Origin of the sequence: Pseudomonas sp. PDM18, assembly GCF_014852585.1 — a bacterium.
Classification (GTDB): domain Bacteria; phylum Pseudomonadota; class Gammaproteobacteria; order Pseudomonadales; family Pseudomonadaceae; genus Pseudomonas.
Genome location: NZ_JACVBX010000020.1, coordinates 43093 through 57313, shown reverse-complemented (window position 1 = coordinate 57313; position 14221 = coordinate 43093). Strand labels below are relative to the sequence as shown.

The 14221-nt window shown below is 65.4% G+C and carries 13 protein-coding genes; 9 read left to right on the top strand and 4 right to left on the bottom strand.

The window, feature by feature from the left end; translation table 11 throughout:
• Positions 1-21 precede the first annotated feature (21 nt).
• The 5 genes from IB274_RS27865 (at position 22) to IB274_RS27845 (ending at position 5345) form a co-directional block, all read left to right on the top strand.
• Positions 22-774 carry a thermonuclease family protein gene (locus IB274_RS27865; protein ID WP_225615075.1) on the top strand — a complete coding sequence of 251 codons (753 nt, stop codon included), beginning with the start codon at positions 22-24 and terminating at the stop codon, positions 772-774.
• Positions 771-2222 (top strand): M48 family metalloprotease, encoded by a 1452-nt coding sequence (locus IB274_RS27860; RefSeq protein ID WP_412548456.1) that lies wholly within the window; start codon positions 771-773, stop codon positions 2220-2222. The genes IB274_RS27865 and IB274_RS27860 overlap by 4 nt, the downstream gene beginning before the upstream one ends.
• 103 nt (positions 2223-2325) lie before the next feature.
• On the top strand, positions 2326-3594 hold the full coding sequence (locus IB274_RS27855; protein WP_192436031.1) for a malic enzyme-like NAD(P)-binding protein: 1269 nt from the start codon (positions 2326-2328) through the stop codon (positions 3592-3594).
• Positions 3595-3774: 180 nt separating this feature from the next.
• A complete protein-coding gene (locus tag IB274_RS27850; RefSeq protein ID WP_225615074.1) occupies positions 3775-4548 on the top strand; it encodes a phosphatase PAP2 family protein in 774 nt (257 codons plus the stop codon).
• A gap of 62 nt (positions 4549-4610) precedes the next feature.
• Entirely contained in the window at positions 4611-5345 is a 735-nt protein-coding gene (locus tag IB274_RS27845) for a substrate-binding periplasmic protein (RefSeq protein WP_192436030.1), read from the top strand.
• 29 nt (positions 5346-5374) lie between these two features.
• Here the strand turns inward: IB274_RS27845 and yccS are convergent, their stop codons facing one another.
• On the bottom strand, positions 5375-7570 hold the full coding sequence (yccS, locus tag IB274_RS27840; protein WP_192436029.1) for a YccS family putative transporter: 2196 nt from the start codon (positions 7568-7570) through the stop codon (positions 5375-5377).
• 229 nt (positions 7571-7799) lie between these two features.
• Entirely contained in the window at positions 7800-9176 is a 1377-nt protein-coding gene (gene dbpA / locus IB274_RS27835; protein ID WP_192436028.1) for an ATP-dependent RNA helicase DbpA, read from the bottom strand.
• Between the two features lie 321 nt (positions 9177-9497).
• On the opposite strand from dbpA, the gene IB274_RS27830 reads away from it, so the two are divergent.
• Both IB274_RS27830 and IB274_RS27825 read left to right on the top strand, forming a co-directional pair.
• On the top strand, positions 9498-9707 hold the full coding sequence (locus tag IB274_RS27830) for a cold-shock protein (RefSeq protein WP_138213067.1): 210 nt from the start codon (positions 9498-9500) through the stop codon (positions 9705-9707).
• A 110-nt stretch (positions 9708-9817) separates the two neighbouring features.
• The gene (locus IB274_RS27825; protein WP_192436027.1) at positions 9818-10330 is read left to right on the top strand and encodes an ATP-dependent zinc protease; all 513 of its coding nucleotides are present in this window, start codon (positions 9818-9820) and stop codon (positions 10328-10330) included.
• Here IB274_RS27825 and mdtD read toward each other — a convergent pair whose 3' ends face one another.
• The gene (gene mdtD, locus IB274_RS27820) at positions 10331-11767 is read right to left on the bottom strand and encodes a multidrug transporter subunit MdtD (RefSeq protein WP_192436026.1); all 1437 of its coding nucleotides are present in this window, start codon (positions 11765-11767) and stop codon (positions 10331-10333) included.
• A 291-nt stretch (positions 11768-12058) separates the two neighbouring features.
• On the opposite strand from mdtD, the gene IB274_RS27815 reads away from it, so the two are divergent.
• Both IB274_RS27815 and IB274_RS27810 read left to right on the top strand, forming a co-directional pair.
• Complete coding sequence (locus tag IB274_RS27815; RefSeq protein ID WP_192436025.1) at positions 12059-12601, top strand: DUF2780 domain-containing protein; 543 nt, start codon at positions 12059-12061, stop codon at positions 12599-12601.
• A 97-nt stretch (positions 12602-12698) separates the two neighbouring features.
• Positions 12699-13262, top strand: coding sequence for a DUF2780 domain-containing protein (locus IB274_RS27810; protein WP_192436024.1), 564 nt, complete (start codon positions 12699-12701; stop codon positions 13260-13262).
• A gap of 6 nt (positions 13263-13268) precedes the next feature.
• On the opposite strand, the gene IB274_RS27805 is transcribed toward IB274_RS27810, so the two are convergent.
• Entirely contained in the window at positions 13269-14153 is an 885-nt protein-coding gene (locus tag IB274_RS27805; RefSeq protein ID WP_192436023.1) for an acyltransferase, read from the bottom strand.
• Between the last annotated feature and the right edge of the window lie 68 nt (positions 14154-14221).

Below are 14221 nucleotides of genomic sequence, written 5' to 3'. Positions count from 1 at the left end.
TCCCTCGTGGGCGCCTTTTTTATGGCCGTCCTTTTTTCCCTGGACGCCAGCGCCGCTGCCTGCCCGAAGCCTTCGTCGCCGGAAACGGTGCGCGTGGCGCGGGTGGTGGACGGCGACACGCTCAAGCTGGCCGACGGTCGCAGCGTCCGCCTGATCGGCGTCAACGCCCCGGAACTGGCCCATCGCGGCCGCTCCGAAGAGCCCTTCGCGGTGGCAGCCCAGCGCCGTCTGCAGCAACTGGTGGCGGCCAATGACGGCGAGGTCGGCCTGGTTGCCGGCCAGCAGGGCAAGGACAAGTACGGCCGCACCCTGGCCCACGCCTATGACGCCCACGGCAACAACCTCGAATCCCGCCTGCTCGCCGAAGGCCTGGGCTACCTTGTAGCTATCGCTCCGAACACCGACCTCACTGCCTGCCAGCAGGCTGCCGAGCGGCAAGCGCGCAGCGCCGGGCTCGGCCTGTGGAAGCGCTCGCCGGTGCAGACGGCGGAACAACTTCACGAAAGCGGATTCGCAGTGGTTCGCGGACGGGTCGAGCAGGTACAACGCAATCGCGGCGGGCTGTGGATCGATCTCGACGGCCCGCTGGTGCTGCGGATCGAGGCCAAACTCGTGAAGCGCTTCGACGATGCAACCCTGCGCGATCTCAAGGGTCGACAGGTGGAGGCGCGCGGCTGGGTCATCGACCGCGCCGAGCGTGGTGGCGTAAAACCCGGACAGGCGCGCTGGATGCTGCCTGTGACCGACCCGGCGATGATGGAGGTATTGCCATGAGCTTGCGCTCGTTCGGAATTCTGACCCTGCTGGCGCTGCTGAGTGTCCTCGGCGGCTGCGCCACCAACCCGGCCACCGGCAAGTCTGATTTCGTGATGATGAGCGAGCAGAGCGAGCTGGAAATGGGGCAGAAGTACAGCCAGCAGATCGCCCAGCAGTATCCGCGCTATGAAGACGGCAAGCTGCAGGCTTACGTCCAGCAGGTCGGCGAGCGGGTTGCCCGCGCCAGCGACCGGCCGAACCTGCAGTATCACTTCACGGTCATCGACACGCCGGACATCAACGCCTTCGCCCTGCCCGGCGGCTACATCTATATCCACCGCGGGCTGATGGCCTACCTGGGCTCCGAAGCGGAGCTGGCTGCCGTACTCGGCCACGAGGTCGGCCACGTCACGGCCCGCCATAGCGTGCGCCAGCAGAGCCAGTCCAGCGCCTGGAGCATCCTCGGCCAGGCCGTGGCCATTGGCACCGGCGTCGGCGCCGCCGCGGACCTCACCAACGTGCTCGGCACTGCCTTCGTGCGCGGTTATGGCCGCGACATGGAGCTGGAGGCCGACGGCCTGGGCGCCAAGTACCTGGCCCGTGCCGGCTATGACCCGACCGCCATGATCCAGGTGGTGCGGGTGCTGAAGAACCAGGAAGACTTCGCCCGCGACGAGGCGGCGCGCAAGGGCCAGGCGACCCAGCCGGTCGGCTACCACGGGCTGTTCGATACCCACCCGGACAACGACCAGCGCCTCAAGCAGGTCATCGGCCCCGCCCAGACCCTGGCCGCCAACAGCCAGCACGAGATCGGCGCCGAGCGTTACCTGAAGGCCATCGACGGCATGCCTTTCGGCGACTCAGCCTCCAGCGGCGTGCGCCGCGGGCAGAGCTTCTACCACTCCGAGCTGGACTTCACCCTGACCTACCCGTCGGGCTGGGGCATCCTCAACCAGCCGACCGCGCTGGTAGGCTACACCGCCGACCAGCAGGCCTACATCGGTATGAAGCTGGTGCCCCGCGAAGGCCAGCTGACCCCGGCGGAGTACCTGCGCAAGGGCGCTGGCGGGCGGTTATCGAACGAAGAAAGTTTCCAGCAGGCCGGCCTGGAGGTGGCCACCGGCGTAGTGCCCGGTTCGCCGGCCCGCCGCGCTGCGGTGATCTACCAGAAGGACCACGCCTACCTGTTCATTGGTGTGGTCAAAGGTCGCGCTTCGCTGGAAAGCGAAGACGACCACTTCATGCAGGTCATCCGCAGCTTCCGGCCGATGCGCGCCGACGAGCAGAAACTCGCACAACCGCGCCGGATCGCCGTCATTCAGGTCAAATCCGGGCAGACTGTCGAGCAATTCGCGAAGGCAGAATCCGGTCCGGAATCTGACTCGATAAATCGTATACGTTTATTGAATGACTTGTATCCAACTGGCCAGCCAAAAGCTGGAGACTGGCTGAAAGTCGTACGCTAGAGGTCTTGACAGCAGGGGCTTGGGCTACCTTGGCAGGTGCGGGGTTTGTGCGTATGCTCGGACCCCCGTCTGTCCAACAAGCAACAAAAGCGGAAGTGCCCAAATGTCTGATCTCAAGACCGCTGCCCTCGAATATCACGCCCAACCCCGCCCCGGTAAACTGAGCGTCGAGCTGACCAAGCCGACCGCCACCGCCCGCGACCTGTCGCTGGCGTACAGCCCGGGCGTTGCCGAGCCGGTGCGCGAAATCGCGCGTGATCCGGAACTGGCCTTCAAGTACACCGGCAAGGGCAACCTGGTCGCGGTCATTTCCGACGGCACCGCCATTCTCGGCCTGGGCAACCTCGGCCCGCTGGCCTCCAAGCCGGTCATGGAAGGCAAGGGCGTGCTGTTCAAGCGCTTCGCCGGTGTCGACGTGTTCGACATCGAAGTCGACGCCGAGAGTCCGCAGGCCTTCATCGATACCGTCAAGCGCATCTCCATCACCTTCGGCGGCATCAACCTGGAAGACATCAAGGCACCCGAGTGCTTCGAGATCGAACGCGCGCTGATCGAGCAGTGCGACATCCCGGTATTCCACGATGACCAGCACGGCACCGCCATCGTGACCGCCGCCGGCATGCTCAACGCGCTGGAAATCGCCGGCAAGAAGCTGGAAACCGCGAAGATCGTCTGCCTGGGCGCCGGCGCCGCCGCCATCTCCTGCATGAAGCTGCTGGTGAGCATGGGGGGCAAGGTCGAGAACATCTTCATGATCGACCGCCAGGGTGTGATCCACTCCGGTCGCAACGACCTGAACCAATACAAGGCCGTGTTCGCCACCGAGACCGACAAGCGCACCCTGGCTGACGCCCTGGAAGGCGCCGACGTATTCGTCGGCCTGTCCGGCGCCAACCTGCTGAGCCCGGACGACCTCAAGCGCATGGCGCCGAACCCGATCGTCTTCGCCTGCTCCAACCCGGACCCGGAAATCAAGCCGGAACTGGCCCACGCCACCCGCGACGACGTGATCATGGCCACCGGCCGTTCGGACTACCCGAACCAGGTCAACAACGTACTGGGCTTCCCCTTCATCTTCCGCGGTGCCCTGGACGTGCGCGCCACCCGCATCAACGAAGAGATGAAGATCGCCGCCGCCCTGGCCCTGCGTGACCTGGCCAAGCTGCCGGTACCCAAGGACGTGTGCGACGCCTACGGCGTGAGCGCCATCGAGTTCGGCCGCGAGTACATCATTCCGAAGCCGATGGACAAGCGCCTGATCACCGTCGTTTCCGACGCCGTGGCCAAAGCCGCCATCGAGACCGGCGTGGCGACCCTGCCGTATCCGAAGCACTATCCGCTGCAGTCGGTGGAAGACGTCTTCAAAGGCTGATTCCGTCTGATTCGAAGAACCCCGCCTCGGCGGGGTTTTTCTTTTTCCGCTGAAGGAAACGAAGAGTTACCGATTAATGACTGAAGGCAGGGGCCTTCAGAACGTACCGGACTATCCTTCCCCGCTCATGCATTGACGCGTCCGCTGCCCTGGAGTGGGCCGGGCGCATGGGGGAGCATCATGAATCGGACTTTGCCGGCAGTCGCCACCCTGGCGGCCAGCGCCGCGCTCATCGGTTGCGCAGGGGCACCGCAAATGAGCTGGGAGAGGGTAGGGGATTCGGCGCAGCGCGCGGTCACCAGTGCCGACGTCTGGGCCCCGGTGGCCGGCGCGGCGGTGATCGCTGCCGGTGGCTGGGACCATCAGTGGCAGAAGTCGGCGAGCAACCACGACTGGTTCTTCGGCGGCGACGCCAACCAGGCGGCCGACCGCATGCTCAACCTCGCCACCGGCCTGAGCGTCGTCACCGCCCTGGTGGCTTCGCCCAAGGACGTGAGCAGCGAGGAGAAGTGGAGCTGGCGCGGGCGCAATCTGACGCTGCTGGCGGCGGACCGTTACGCGGTGACCGGCTTCGTCGAGGAGGCCAAGGAATGGTCCGGGCGTGAGCGGCCGGACGGGATTCCCGACGACTCCTTCCCCTCCAAGCACACCGCCGTGACCGCCGTGCACACCAGTTTCACCCGCCGCAACCTGGACTACATCGACATGGACCCGACCTGGCGCTACACCGCCAAGGCTGGCCTCTACACCCTTGACGGGCTGACCGCGCTGTCGCGCGTGGAAGGCGACAAGCACTATCCCACCGATGTGCTGGTCGGGATGGCGGTGGGCAACTTCTTCGCCAACTTCACCTACAACCTGTTCCTCGAAGGCCCGGAAAGCGAACGCTACAACGTGACAGTGGTGCCGGAAACCGGCGGCGGCATGAGCCTGCGCGCGGCGATGCTGTTCTGAGGTTGGCGCGACGCCGTGGGCAGCGTCTAGTCTTGAAAGCTTCTCTCTGGACGACAAACCCGATGCCGTTGCGCCTGTTGCTGATCCTCTTGTTCCTGTGCGTTACCGGCGCGGCGCGGGCCGGGGAAGTGCTGCGCATCGCGGCGGATCGCTGGCCGCCCTACGCGGATCGCCAGTTGCCCGGCAACGGCGTGGCGGTGCACCTGGTGCAGGCGGCGCTCAAGCGTGCCGGTTATGCCAGCGAGTACATCGAAGTGCCCTGGCCGCGCGTGCTGCACGGCGTGGCCAACGGTGAGTACGATCTGGTGGCGGATGCCTGGTATTCGCCGGAGCGGGAATCCTTCGGGGTGTATTCCGAGCCCTACCTGGTCAATCGTGTACGTCTGATCAAGCGCAAGGGCTCATCCATCACCTTCGCCAAACTGGCCGACCTCTACCCGTATCGCATCGCCATGGTGCGCGGATATGCCTATTCCCAGGCATTCGACAACGATCCGAAACTGCAGCGGGTACCGGTGTTCAGTTTCGTCAACGCAGCGTTGATGTTGCAGGCCGGGCGGGTGGACCTGACGCTGGAAGACGAGATCACCGCGCGAGTGCACTTCAACGGTGACCTCGCCGAACTCAAGGGGCAGCTGGATTTCCTGCCGGTGCCGCTGACCGAGAATGGCCTGCACATCCTGGTCGGCCGGCATGTGCCCGACCACGCGGCGATCATCGCGGCGTTCAACAAAGCGATCGGCGAGATGCACCAGGACGGCAGCTACGACGAGTTGATGCGCGAGCACGGGCTGTAGCGGTCGCTGCATTTCCCTGCAGGAGTGCGTCAGGCGGCTTCGATCTGTTCCGCGCCGAGGTCCTTCTTCAGCAGGTGCGCCGCCAGGGTGCGCAATGGTGTGAGCTGTCGGCAAATGAGTGCCAACTGGGTCTGCACCAGTCGGTGGGCGTCGTCCTGTTCCTCCGGCAGTTCTTCCAGGCGTTTGGCCAGCGCGTCTTCCTCGTCGCTGTAGATATCCACCGGGCGTCTCTCGTTGAGGCGCGCGGCGATGTCGTCGAGGCTGCTGGTCAGGCGTTCGGCGGCTTCGGCGATGAGGTCGTCGTTGACGTCCGGCGGCAGCTGGTTGCGGTGCGCGCCGAGGGCGGAAAGGTAGCTGAGCAGGGTGTGCGACAGCACCAGGAAGCGGAAGCCGATCTCCGCGTCCTTATGGAAGTGGCCAGGCTCCAGCAGCATGTTCGACAACGTGGTGGAGAGCGTCGCGTCGGCGTTGTGCGCGTTGCGCCGGGCGGTGCGGTAGGCGAGGTCGTCGCGCTTGCCGTTGGCGTACTGTTGCATGATTTCCCGCAGGTAGCGGCTGTTGCAGGCCAGGGTGCCGCCGACCAGGCGGTGCAGGCTGCGTCCGTGCCAGTCGGGCAGGATCAGGAATACCGCGATGCCGGCGATCAGCGCACCGAGCAGGGTATCGAACAGGCGCGGCAGGATCAGCCCGTAGCCGTCGCCCACCTGGTTGAAGCAGAACAGCACCAGCAGCGTGATCGCCTCCGTCGCCAGGGTGTAGCGGGTACTCCGCGTGGCGAAGAAGGCGACCCCGGCGACCACCGCCAGCAGCGACTGGATCAGCGGGTTGGGGAACAGGTCGATCAATGCCCAGCCAGCCACCAGGCCGACCAGCGTGCCGAGTATCCGCTGCACCATGCGGATGCGCGTGGCGCCGTAGTTCGGCTGGCAGACGAACACCGTGGTGAGCATGATCCAGTAGCCCTGGGTCGGGTGGATCAGGTGCAGCATTCCGTAGCCGGCGGCCAGCGCCAGCGACAGGCGCAGGGCGTGGCGGAACAGCAGTGAGGTCGGCGAGACCTGCAGGCGGATGCGCTCCAGCGCGTCCTTGAATGAGCGCGGCGAGCGGTCCAGCAGCGTGCTGTCCTGCTCGTCGTCGAGCATGTCGGGGTTGCTCGCGCCGCTGAGCTTGCGGTCCAGCGTGGTGAGGTTGGCCGCCAGCGCGCCGAGGGAGCGCAGCAGCCCGCGCCAGGCCGGGTTGCCCTGCTGGCGCAGGTACTCCAGCGAGGCGTTGAGGTCGGCCAGGGCCAGTTCGCTGTCGTTGTAATCGAACGGCTGGCGCAACTGGATCGCCTTCGCCAGCGCCTTGCACGCCTTGCCCTGCTGATTGAGCAGGCGCTGGCAGCGGAACAGCACGTCACTGTGGAAGAAGGCTTCGGCCAGCTGGTTGTATGGGTAGTGCGAGGAGCTGGCGCGCTCGTGGACGTCCTGGGCGATGAAGTAGAGCTTCAGGTAGCGGCTGATCTTCGGGCTCGGCCTGCCGTGGGACAGCCGGGCGAGGATGGTTTCCTTGGCCTGGTTGAGCGCCACCACGACCCGCCCGTTCTGCCGCGCCAGCGCCAGACGCTGGGCCTCGACGTCGAGCTGACGCAGCGGCTCCAGCAGGGTCGACTTGATCTTCAGGTACTCGCCCAGTTCGAGGAACAGTTTGGCGAGGCTTTGCTGCACCGGCTGATTGGCGAACAGCGCGTTCCACAGCACCGACAGCAGCCCGTACCAGAGCGCACCGGCCACCAGCAGCAGGGGTTCGCGCCAGAAGTCGGTGGGCGTGCCGCCGCGCTGGTCGACGCCGATCATGGTGTAGATCGACAGGATCAGGGTGGCCGAGGCGATCGCCGCATAGCGCTCGCCCAGGGCGCCAAGCAGGGTCATGGCGAAGGTCGAGAGCGCGAGCCCGGCGACGAACAAGTGTGGGTAGGGGAACAGCAGTTCGACCGCCAGCGCGGCGATGGTGAAGCACGCCAGGGTCACCAGCAGCGCCTGCAGGCGGCCCAGCCAGTGGTCGTCGGTTTCCGCCAGGGCGCTGGCGATGACCCCGAGGAACAGCGGGATCACCAGCTCCGGGCGACCCTGCAGCCAGCACGCGAGCATGACCCCGCTGAGGGCGACGAACACCCGCAGGCTGTAGGCGAACTTGTCCAGCGCCCAGAGGCGCCGCAGAGACTGGAGCAGTGGGGAGGAGAACATGCGCGTGGCGGGACTTCCGGGTGTCTGCCGCTCAGACTAGCGGATCGCTCCGGGCGCGGCTATCGCGAGGGCGACACGCAAGTGTCCTGGCTGCGCAGAGAGGCTTTTTCCAGGAGCTAGCATGCTCGCGAACTCCCAATTCTGGCGCTGCCGGATGGCACGTTCGCGAGCAATAACTAGGCGTTCCCCTCGCTCCTGCAGGATGCCCCAATCAAACAGGGCATCGGTGTCAGAGAATCCGCGCCTTGAACGAGCGACCCTTGATCTTGCCTTCGTTGAAATGCTTCAGCGCCTGCTTGGCGATGTCGCGCTCGACCGCGACGAAGGCCTGGAAATCGAAGATGGCGATCTTGCCGACCTGCGTGCCCTTGAGTCCGGCGTCGCCGGTCAGCGCGCCGAGGATATCGCCGGGACGCAGCTTGTCCTTGCGCCCGCCGGCGATGGCCAGGGTTGTCATAGCCGGCAGCAGCGGAGTGTCGTTGGCCTTGAGGAAATCGATGCGCTCCCAGTTCAGCGGCTTACCCTGCAGGTCTTCGATGGCCTGCGCGCGATTGGCTTCGGCGGGAGTGACCAGCGACAGCGCCAGGCCCTTTTCGCCTGCGCGGCCACTGCGGCCGATACGGTGAATGTGGATCTGCGCATCGCGTGACAGTTCGACGTTGATCACCGCTTCCAATGCGGCGATGTCCAGCCCGCGTGCGGCCACGTCGGTGGCCACCAGCACGCTGCAGCTGCGGTTGGCGAACATGGTCAGCACCTGGTCACGCTCGCGCTGTTCCAGATCGCCATGCAGGGCCAAAGCGGAAATCTTGCGGGCGTTAAGCTGCTCGACCACTTCCATGCACTGCTGGCGGGTATGGCAGAACGCGACGCAGGACTGCGGGCGGAAATGCTGAAGCAGGCGGACGACGGCATCGAGGCGCTGCTTGGGATCGATCTCGTAGAAGTGCTGTTCGATCTGGCTGTCGTCGTGCAGTGCTTCCACTTCCACGCGCTCGGGGTTCTTCAGGAACTTCGCCGCCAACTGGTCGATACCCTCGGGGTAGGTGGCGGAGAACAGCAGGGTCTGCCGGCGCGCCGGTGCCTGGCCGATGATGTCGGCGATGCTGTCGTAGAAGCCCATGTCGAGCATGCGGTCGGCTTCGTCGAGTACCAGAGTGTTCAGGCCTTCGAGCTTAAGGGTGCCGCGGCGCAGGTGTTCCTGGATGCGACCGGGCGTGCCGACCACCACGTGGGCACCGTGCTCCAGCGAGCCGATCTGCGGGCCGAAAGGCGTGCCGCCGCAAAGGGTCAGTACCTTGATGTTGTCGGCGGCGCGGGCCAGGCGGCGGATTTCCTTGGCGACCTGATCGGCCAACTCGCGGGTCGGGCACAGCACCAGCGCCTGGCAACCGAAGTAGCGCGGATTCAGCGGGCTGAGCAGGCCAATGCCGAAGGCAGCGGTCTTGCCGCTGCCGGTCTTGGCCTGGGCAATCAGATCGCGGCCCTTGAGGATCGCCGGCAGGGCGGTGGCCTGGATCGGCGTCATCTCGCGGTAGCCGAGAGAGTCGAGGTTGGCCAGCAGGTCGGCCGACAGCGCGAGGCTGGAAAATGCAGAGGTGGTCACGAAGGGAACCCGGGTGAATCCATATGGCCGCGCAGTGTAGCAGGAGAGCATCGCCAGCAGGGCTGAGAAGCCGATATGGCAAGGGTTTGAGGCCGCTCGTCCGATTTTCTCCAGGTGGTGCTCCGCGGTTTTTTCAAGAGATTCGCTTTCCTCAGATTTTTGTCGTAGAGTTTCTGCACTGTGTTTGCATGGGTCGCCGTCGATCGTGACCTGATGCGGTCGGTTCTTCCACCCCGTCCTGCTCGACTCCTTGTAACTCCTTGCAACTCAGTTCCTGGCCATTCGTGGCTAATTTCAAAAATACGTTCCAAGGAGAACACCATGTCGAATCGTCAGAACGGCACCGTCAAGTGGTTCAACGAGACCAAAGGCTATGGCTTCATTACCCCGGAAAGCGGCCCGGACGTGTTCGTACACTTCCGCGCCATTGAAGGTACCGGCTTCAAGACCCTGGCCGAAGGCCAGAAGGTCACCTTCGAAGTCGTGCAGGGCCAGAAAGGCATGCAGGCCGAGCGCGTACAGGTAGCCTAAGCGCTTCCTGGCGTCAGCCAAGAAACCCCGGGTGGAAACATCCGGGGTTTTTTATTGCCTATGTTCTGAATGCCTATAGTGCCGCCATCGTTTTTCCGGAGCCGCCATCCATGCCATCGCCCGCCTTCCGACTGCTGCTCGCCGCCCTGCTCTTCTCGGGCAGCGCCCTTGCCGCCGACGCCCCCACGCAGCCCACCACCTGGGGCTGGGTGGAAACGCTCATGCTCATGCCCGAGCAGGCGCCGCTCAAGGCCAAGCTGGATACCGGTGCGCAGACGTCGGTGATGGATGCGCGCAACATCGTCCGGATCAAGAAGAACGGCGAGCGCTGGGTGCAGTACGACGTGATGCTCACCGATCCTGCCACGGGTAAGGAGCAGCGCTTGCCCTTCGAGCGGCGCGTCGAGCGTGTGCTCAAGTTCAAGAATGAGAGCGGCGTCGAGCGCAGCCCGGTGGTGCTGATGGACGTATGCCTGGGCGGCAAGGTCTACCGCGAACAGTTCACCCTCCGTGACCGCCAGACCCTGGATTACCCGGTACTGCTCGGCCGCCGTACCCTGGAACACTTGGGCGCGGTGGACGCTTCGAAGACGCAGACTGTCGCGCCCACCTGCAAGCCCTGATCAGTGCTCGTCGACGCCATGCTCCGGCTCGACTCGGCGTGGCGTGGTACGACCGTCTTCGGCGTTGAGCTGGAAGAAGATCGCCGCCGCCAGCATCGAGAGGATGCCGACGCTGAAGTAGGTCGCGTGGAAGGCTGACAGCACGTCATCCTGCACGCTTTCCTGATCGCCAGTGAAGCCGCCCAGCAGTGCCGCCGCGCAGGCGATGCCCATGCCGATGGACAATTGCATGACCACCGAGAGCAGGCTGTTGCCCGCGCTTGCGTTGTCGTCGCGCAGGTCGATCAGCGTCAGCGTGTTCATCGCGGTGAACTGCAGCGAGTTGATCCCGCCCAGCACCGCCAGTTGCACCAGCAGCAGGATGTAGGAGGTGTTCTGGTCCACCAGCCCGAGGCTGGCGATCATCGCCCCCAGCAGCAGCGTGTTGCTCACCAGCAGCTTGCGGTAGCCGAACAGGTCCAGCAGCGGGCGCGCCAGTGACTTGATCAGCATGGCCGCCAGCGCCATCGGGATCATGGTCATCCCGGCACGCGAGGGCGAGAAGCCGAGGCCAACCTGTAGCAGCAGCGGCGTGAGGAAGGGCAGGGAGCCGCTGCCCAGGCGCGCGAACAGGTTGCCCAGCACCCCCACCGCGAAGGTGCGGGTGCGGAACAGCGCCGGCGGGAACAGCGGCGATTCGATACGCAGTGCCCGCAGCCAATACGCCGCCAGCAGCACCAGCCCGCCCACCAGCAGCAGGACCACGCGGACGTGGGGCATGTGCAGCTCGCCCAGGCCTTCCAGGGCGATGGTGATCAGCACCATGGCGCCACCGAAGAGCAGGAAGCCGATCGAGTCGAAGCGCGTCGCGCGCACGCCGTGCAAGTCCGGCATCAGGCGCAGGGCGACGATGAAGCCGACCAGCCCCACCGGCAGGTTGATCAGGAAGATCCAGTGCCAGCTGGCGTACTCCACCAACCAGCCGCCCAGGGTCGGGCCGGCGAGCGGGCCTAGCAGGCCGGGGATGGTGACGAAGCTGAGGATGCGCACCAGCTCCGTCCGCGGGTACACGCGCAGGATCACCAGGCGCCCGACCGGCATCATCAGTGCACCGCCGATACCCTGTACCACCCGCGCGCCGACCAGGGTGCCGAGGCTGGTGGAGAGCGCGCAGAGTAGCGAGCCGAGGCTGAACAGGAAGATCGCGAAGAGGAATACCCGGCGCGTGCCGAAGCGGTCGGAAATCCAGCCGGAGGAGGGGATCAGCAGCGCCACGGTGAGCAGGTAGGCGATCACCACGCCTTGCATGCGCAGCGGGTCCTCCGCCAGAGAGCGGGCCATGCTTGGCAGGGCGGTATTGAGGATGGTGCCATCCAGGGCCTGCATGAAGAAGGCGATGGCTACCAGCCAGGGCAGCAGGCGGGCCACTCGGGGCGTGAGGATGAAGGGTTCGCTCATGGTCGGTCCGTCGGGCGGGAATGGCTCTAGCTTAGGGAAACTTTGGCAGGCGTGGGGGAAATCGGCGCGCTCGCGAAACGGAAAGTAGCCGCCGTGACACCGGGAAGGATTGGACGCATGCCTCTTCATCGCCGCCATGCAGGCGCTGCGAGATCCCCCTCCTCAGGCGCTGAAACGGCTTTTCCGGCAGTTTCGTGGGGGGTACCGGATTTCTTCTGGCGGCGGCCATGGAGGAACAATGCCCTGCTCGTCCGGTCGATATGGCGTCCGGTACACCCCCAGGAGACAGCGATGTCCGTCAAACCCCGTGTCACCCTCGCACTGGCCGCCTTGCTGGCGGCTTCCTCTGCGTTTGCCTTCAACCTGGGCGACGCCGCCAAGGCGGTGTCCGGCGCGACCGGATCCGACACCTCGCGCGTTGCTTCAACGCCGCAGACCAGCGGCCTCCTCGATGCCCTGACCGGTCAGCTCGGTGTCAGTGACGAACAGGCGCTCGGCGGTACCGGCGCACTGTTGGGCCTGGCGAAGAACAAGCTGAGCACCGCCGATTATTCGCAGTTGGCGAAGACCGTTCCCGGACTCGACAAGCTTACCGGCAGCAACGCCCTGGGCGGCCTCGGCGGCCAGCTTGGCAACCTGGGCGGTGGCGCTTCCAGCGGCCTGCTGGGCAACGTCAGCAGCATGGGCGATGTGAGCAAGGCTTTCGGTGCGCTGGGCATGGACCAGGACATGACCGGAAAATTCTCCAGCGTGCTGCTGGATTACCTCGGCAAGCAGGGCCTGAACAGCAACCTGCTCGGCACCCTGGGCAGCCTCTGGGGCACCGGCGCCTGATATCCGCCGGGCGGCGCGGAACCGCCGCGCCGCGCTCCGGTCCTATCGACGATCCGGCCCCGTCCTGGGGCCGGACATCCGTTTTCCGGAGCCGTCGATGCCCCCCCGTTCCGTCGTCTTCCTGGCTGCCGCGTGGCTGGCCGCTTCCCCTGTGTTCGCCGCTACCTTCACCGACACCCGCGAGCCCGTTGCCGAGACGCAGAGCGTGCCGCCGGCGGCCAGCGCGTTGCTGGGCAATCTCACCAGGCAACTGGGCGTCAGCGAGCAGCAGGCGATCGGCGGTACCGGCGCCATGCTGGCGATGGCGATGAACAGCCTGAAGGAAACCGACACGGCGCAGCTGCAGAAATCCCTGCCGAACCTCGATCAACTCGCCGGCAACAGCTCGCTGGGCGATCTAGGCGGGGCGCTGGGCGGTTTCGGTGGACTGGGCAACGCTGCAGCGCTGCTGGGAGGGATCAACAACCTCCAGGACGTCGACCAGATATTCGGCGTACTGGGCATGGACCAGTCGATGATCGGCCTCTTCGCCGGGGTGATCCTCGACTACTTCACCGAACAGGGCCTGAGCAGCCAACTGCTGGGGACACTCGGCGGCCTCTGGGGCACTCCGATAGCCCCGCTGACGCCGGCTGCGCCGGTCGCCGGACGGGGCGCGTAGGGAGCGTCAGAACTCCTGGCGCAGCTGTTCGATTCGCGCATCCTTCTGTTCCCACAGCTGCGATACCCAGTGTTGCACGTACTGGCGGAACTCCGGGTCGTTCTCGTAATCGCCCTGCCATAGCGCGGGGTCGATCTCGCGCGCCTGGATGTCGACGATGACGCGCGGCACGCGTCCGCACAGCAGGTCCCAGAAGCCCGGTCGCGGGCCTTTCGGGTAGACCAGGGTGACGTCCAGCAGGGTATCGAGCTGTTCACCCAGCGCTGCCAGCACGAAGGCCACGCCGCCAGCCTTGGGGCGCAACAGGTTCTGGTAGGGCGACTGCTGCTGGGCCTGCTTGGCCGGGGTGAAGCGCGTGCCTTCGAGGTAGTTCACCACGGTCACCGGCATGCGCTTGAATTTCTCGCAGGCGGCCTTGGTGATTTCCAGGTCCTTGCCCTTGAGTTCCGGGTGCTTCTCCAGGAAGGCCTTGCTGTAGCGCTTCATGAAGGGGTAGTCGAGCGCCCAGAAGGCCAGGCCGAGGAAGGGCACCCAGATCAGCTCCTTCTTCAGGAAGAACTTGAAGTAGGGCGTTTTGCGGTTGAAGGCCTGCACCAGCGCCGGGATGTCGACCCACGACTGGTGGTTGCTGATCACGAGATACGAAGTGTCGCCGCGTAGCTGGGCGGCGCCGCGGATTTCCCAGACGGTCGGGGTCATCAGGGCGAAGATGGCCTTGTCGATCTCCGCCCAGGTCTCGGCGATCCACATCACCCCGCGCGAGCACGCATCCTTAGCCCCCTGACCGGGGACGACCAGCTTGAGCAGCGCGATAAGCATCATCGGCCCGATCAGGATCAGCGTGTTGAGCAACAGCAGGAGGCTGGCGATGACGCCTTTGACTGCCGGCATGGGGTCCATTCCTTGTGCGACGGTGGCGCGGCCATGATACGCAGACAATTGGTCTGGCCCAAGCGGCG

Bases quoted from the DNA above. Each gene is read 5' to 3' on its own strand.
- IB274_RS27865 (WP_225615075.1), top strand. From the start codon at position 22: ATGGCCGTCCTTTTTTCCCTGGACGCCAGCGCCGCTGCCTGCCCGAAG.
- IB274_RS27850 (WP_225615074.1), top strand. From the start codon at position 3,775: ATGAATCGGACTTTGCCGGCAGTCGCCACCCTGGCGGCCAGCGCCGCG.
- IB274_RS27805 (WP_192436023.1), bottom strand. From the start codon at position 14,153: ATGCCGGCAGTCAAAGGCGTCATCGCCAGCCTCCTGCTGTTGCTCAAC.
- mdtD (WP_192436026.1), bottom strand. From the start codon at position 11,767: ATGAGCGAACCCTTCATCCTCACGCCCCGAGTGGCCCGCCTGCTGCCC.
- yccS (WP_192436029.1), bottom strand. From the start codon at position 7,570: ATGTTCTCCTCCCCACTGCTCCAGTCTCTGCGGCGCCTCTGGGCGCTG.
- IB274_RS27860 (WP_412548456.1), top strand. From the start codon at position 771: ATGAGCTTGCGCTCGTTCGGAATTCTGACCCTGCTGGCGCTGCTGAGT.
- IB274_RS27810 (WP_192436024.1), top strand. From the start codon at position 12,699: ATGCCCCCCCGTTCCGTCGTCTTCCTGGCTGCCGCGTGGCTGGCCGCT.
- IB274_RS27815 (WP_192436025.1), top strand. From the start codon at position 12,059: ATGTCCGTCAAACCCCGTGTCACCCTCGCACTGGCCGCCTTGCTGGCG.
- IB274_RS27830 (WP_138213067.1), top strand. From the start codon at position 9,498: ATGTCGAATCGTCAGAACGGCACCGTCAAGTGGTTCAACGAGACCAAA.
- IB274_RS27845 (WP_192436030.1), top strand. From the start codon at position 4,611: ATGCCGTTGCGCCTGTTGCTGATCCTCTTGTTCCTGTGCGTTACCGGC.
- IB274_RS27825 (WP_192436027.1), top strand. From the start codon at position 9,818: ATGCCATCGCCCGCCTTCCGACTGCTGCTCGCCGCCCTGCTCTTCTCG.
- IB274_RS27855 (WP_192436031.1), top strand. From the start codon at position 2,326: ATGTCTGATCTCAAGACCGCTGCCCTCGAATATCACGCCCAACCCCGC.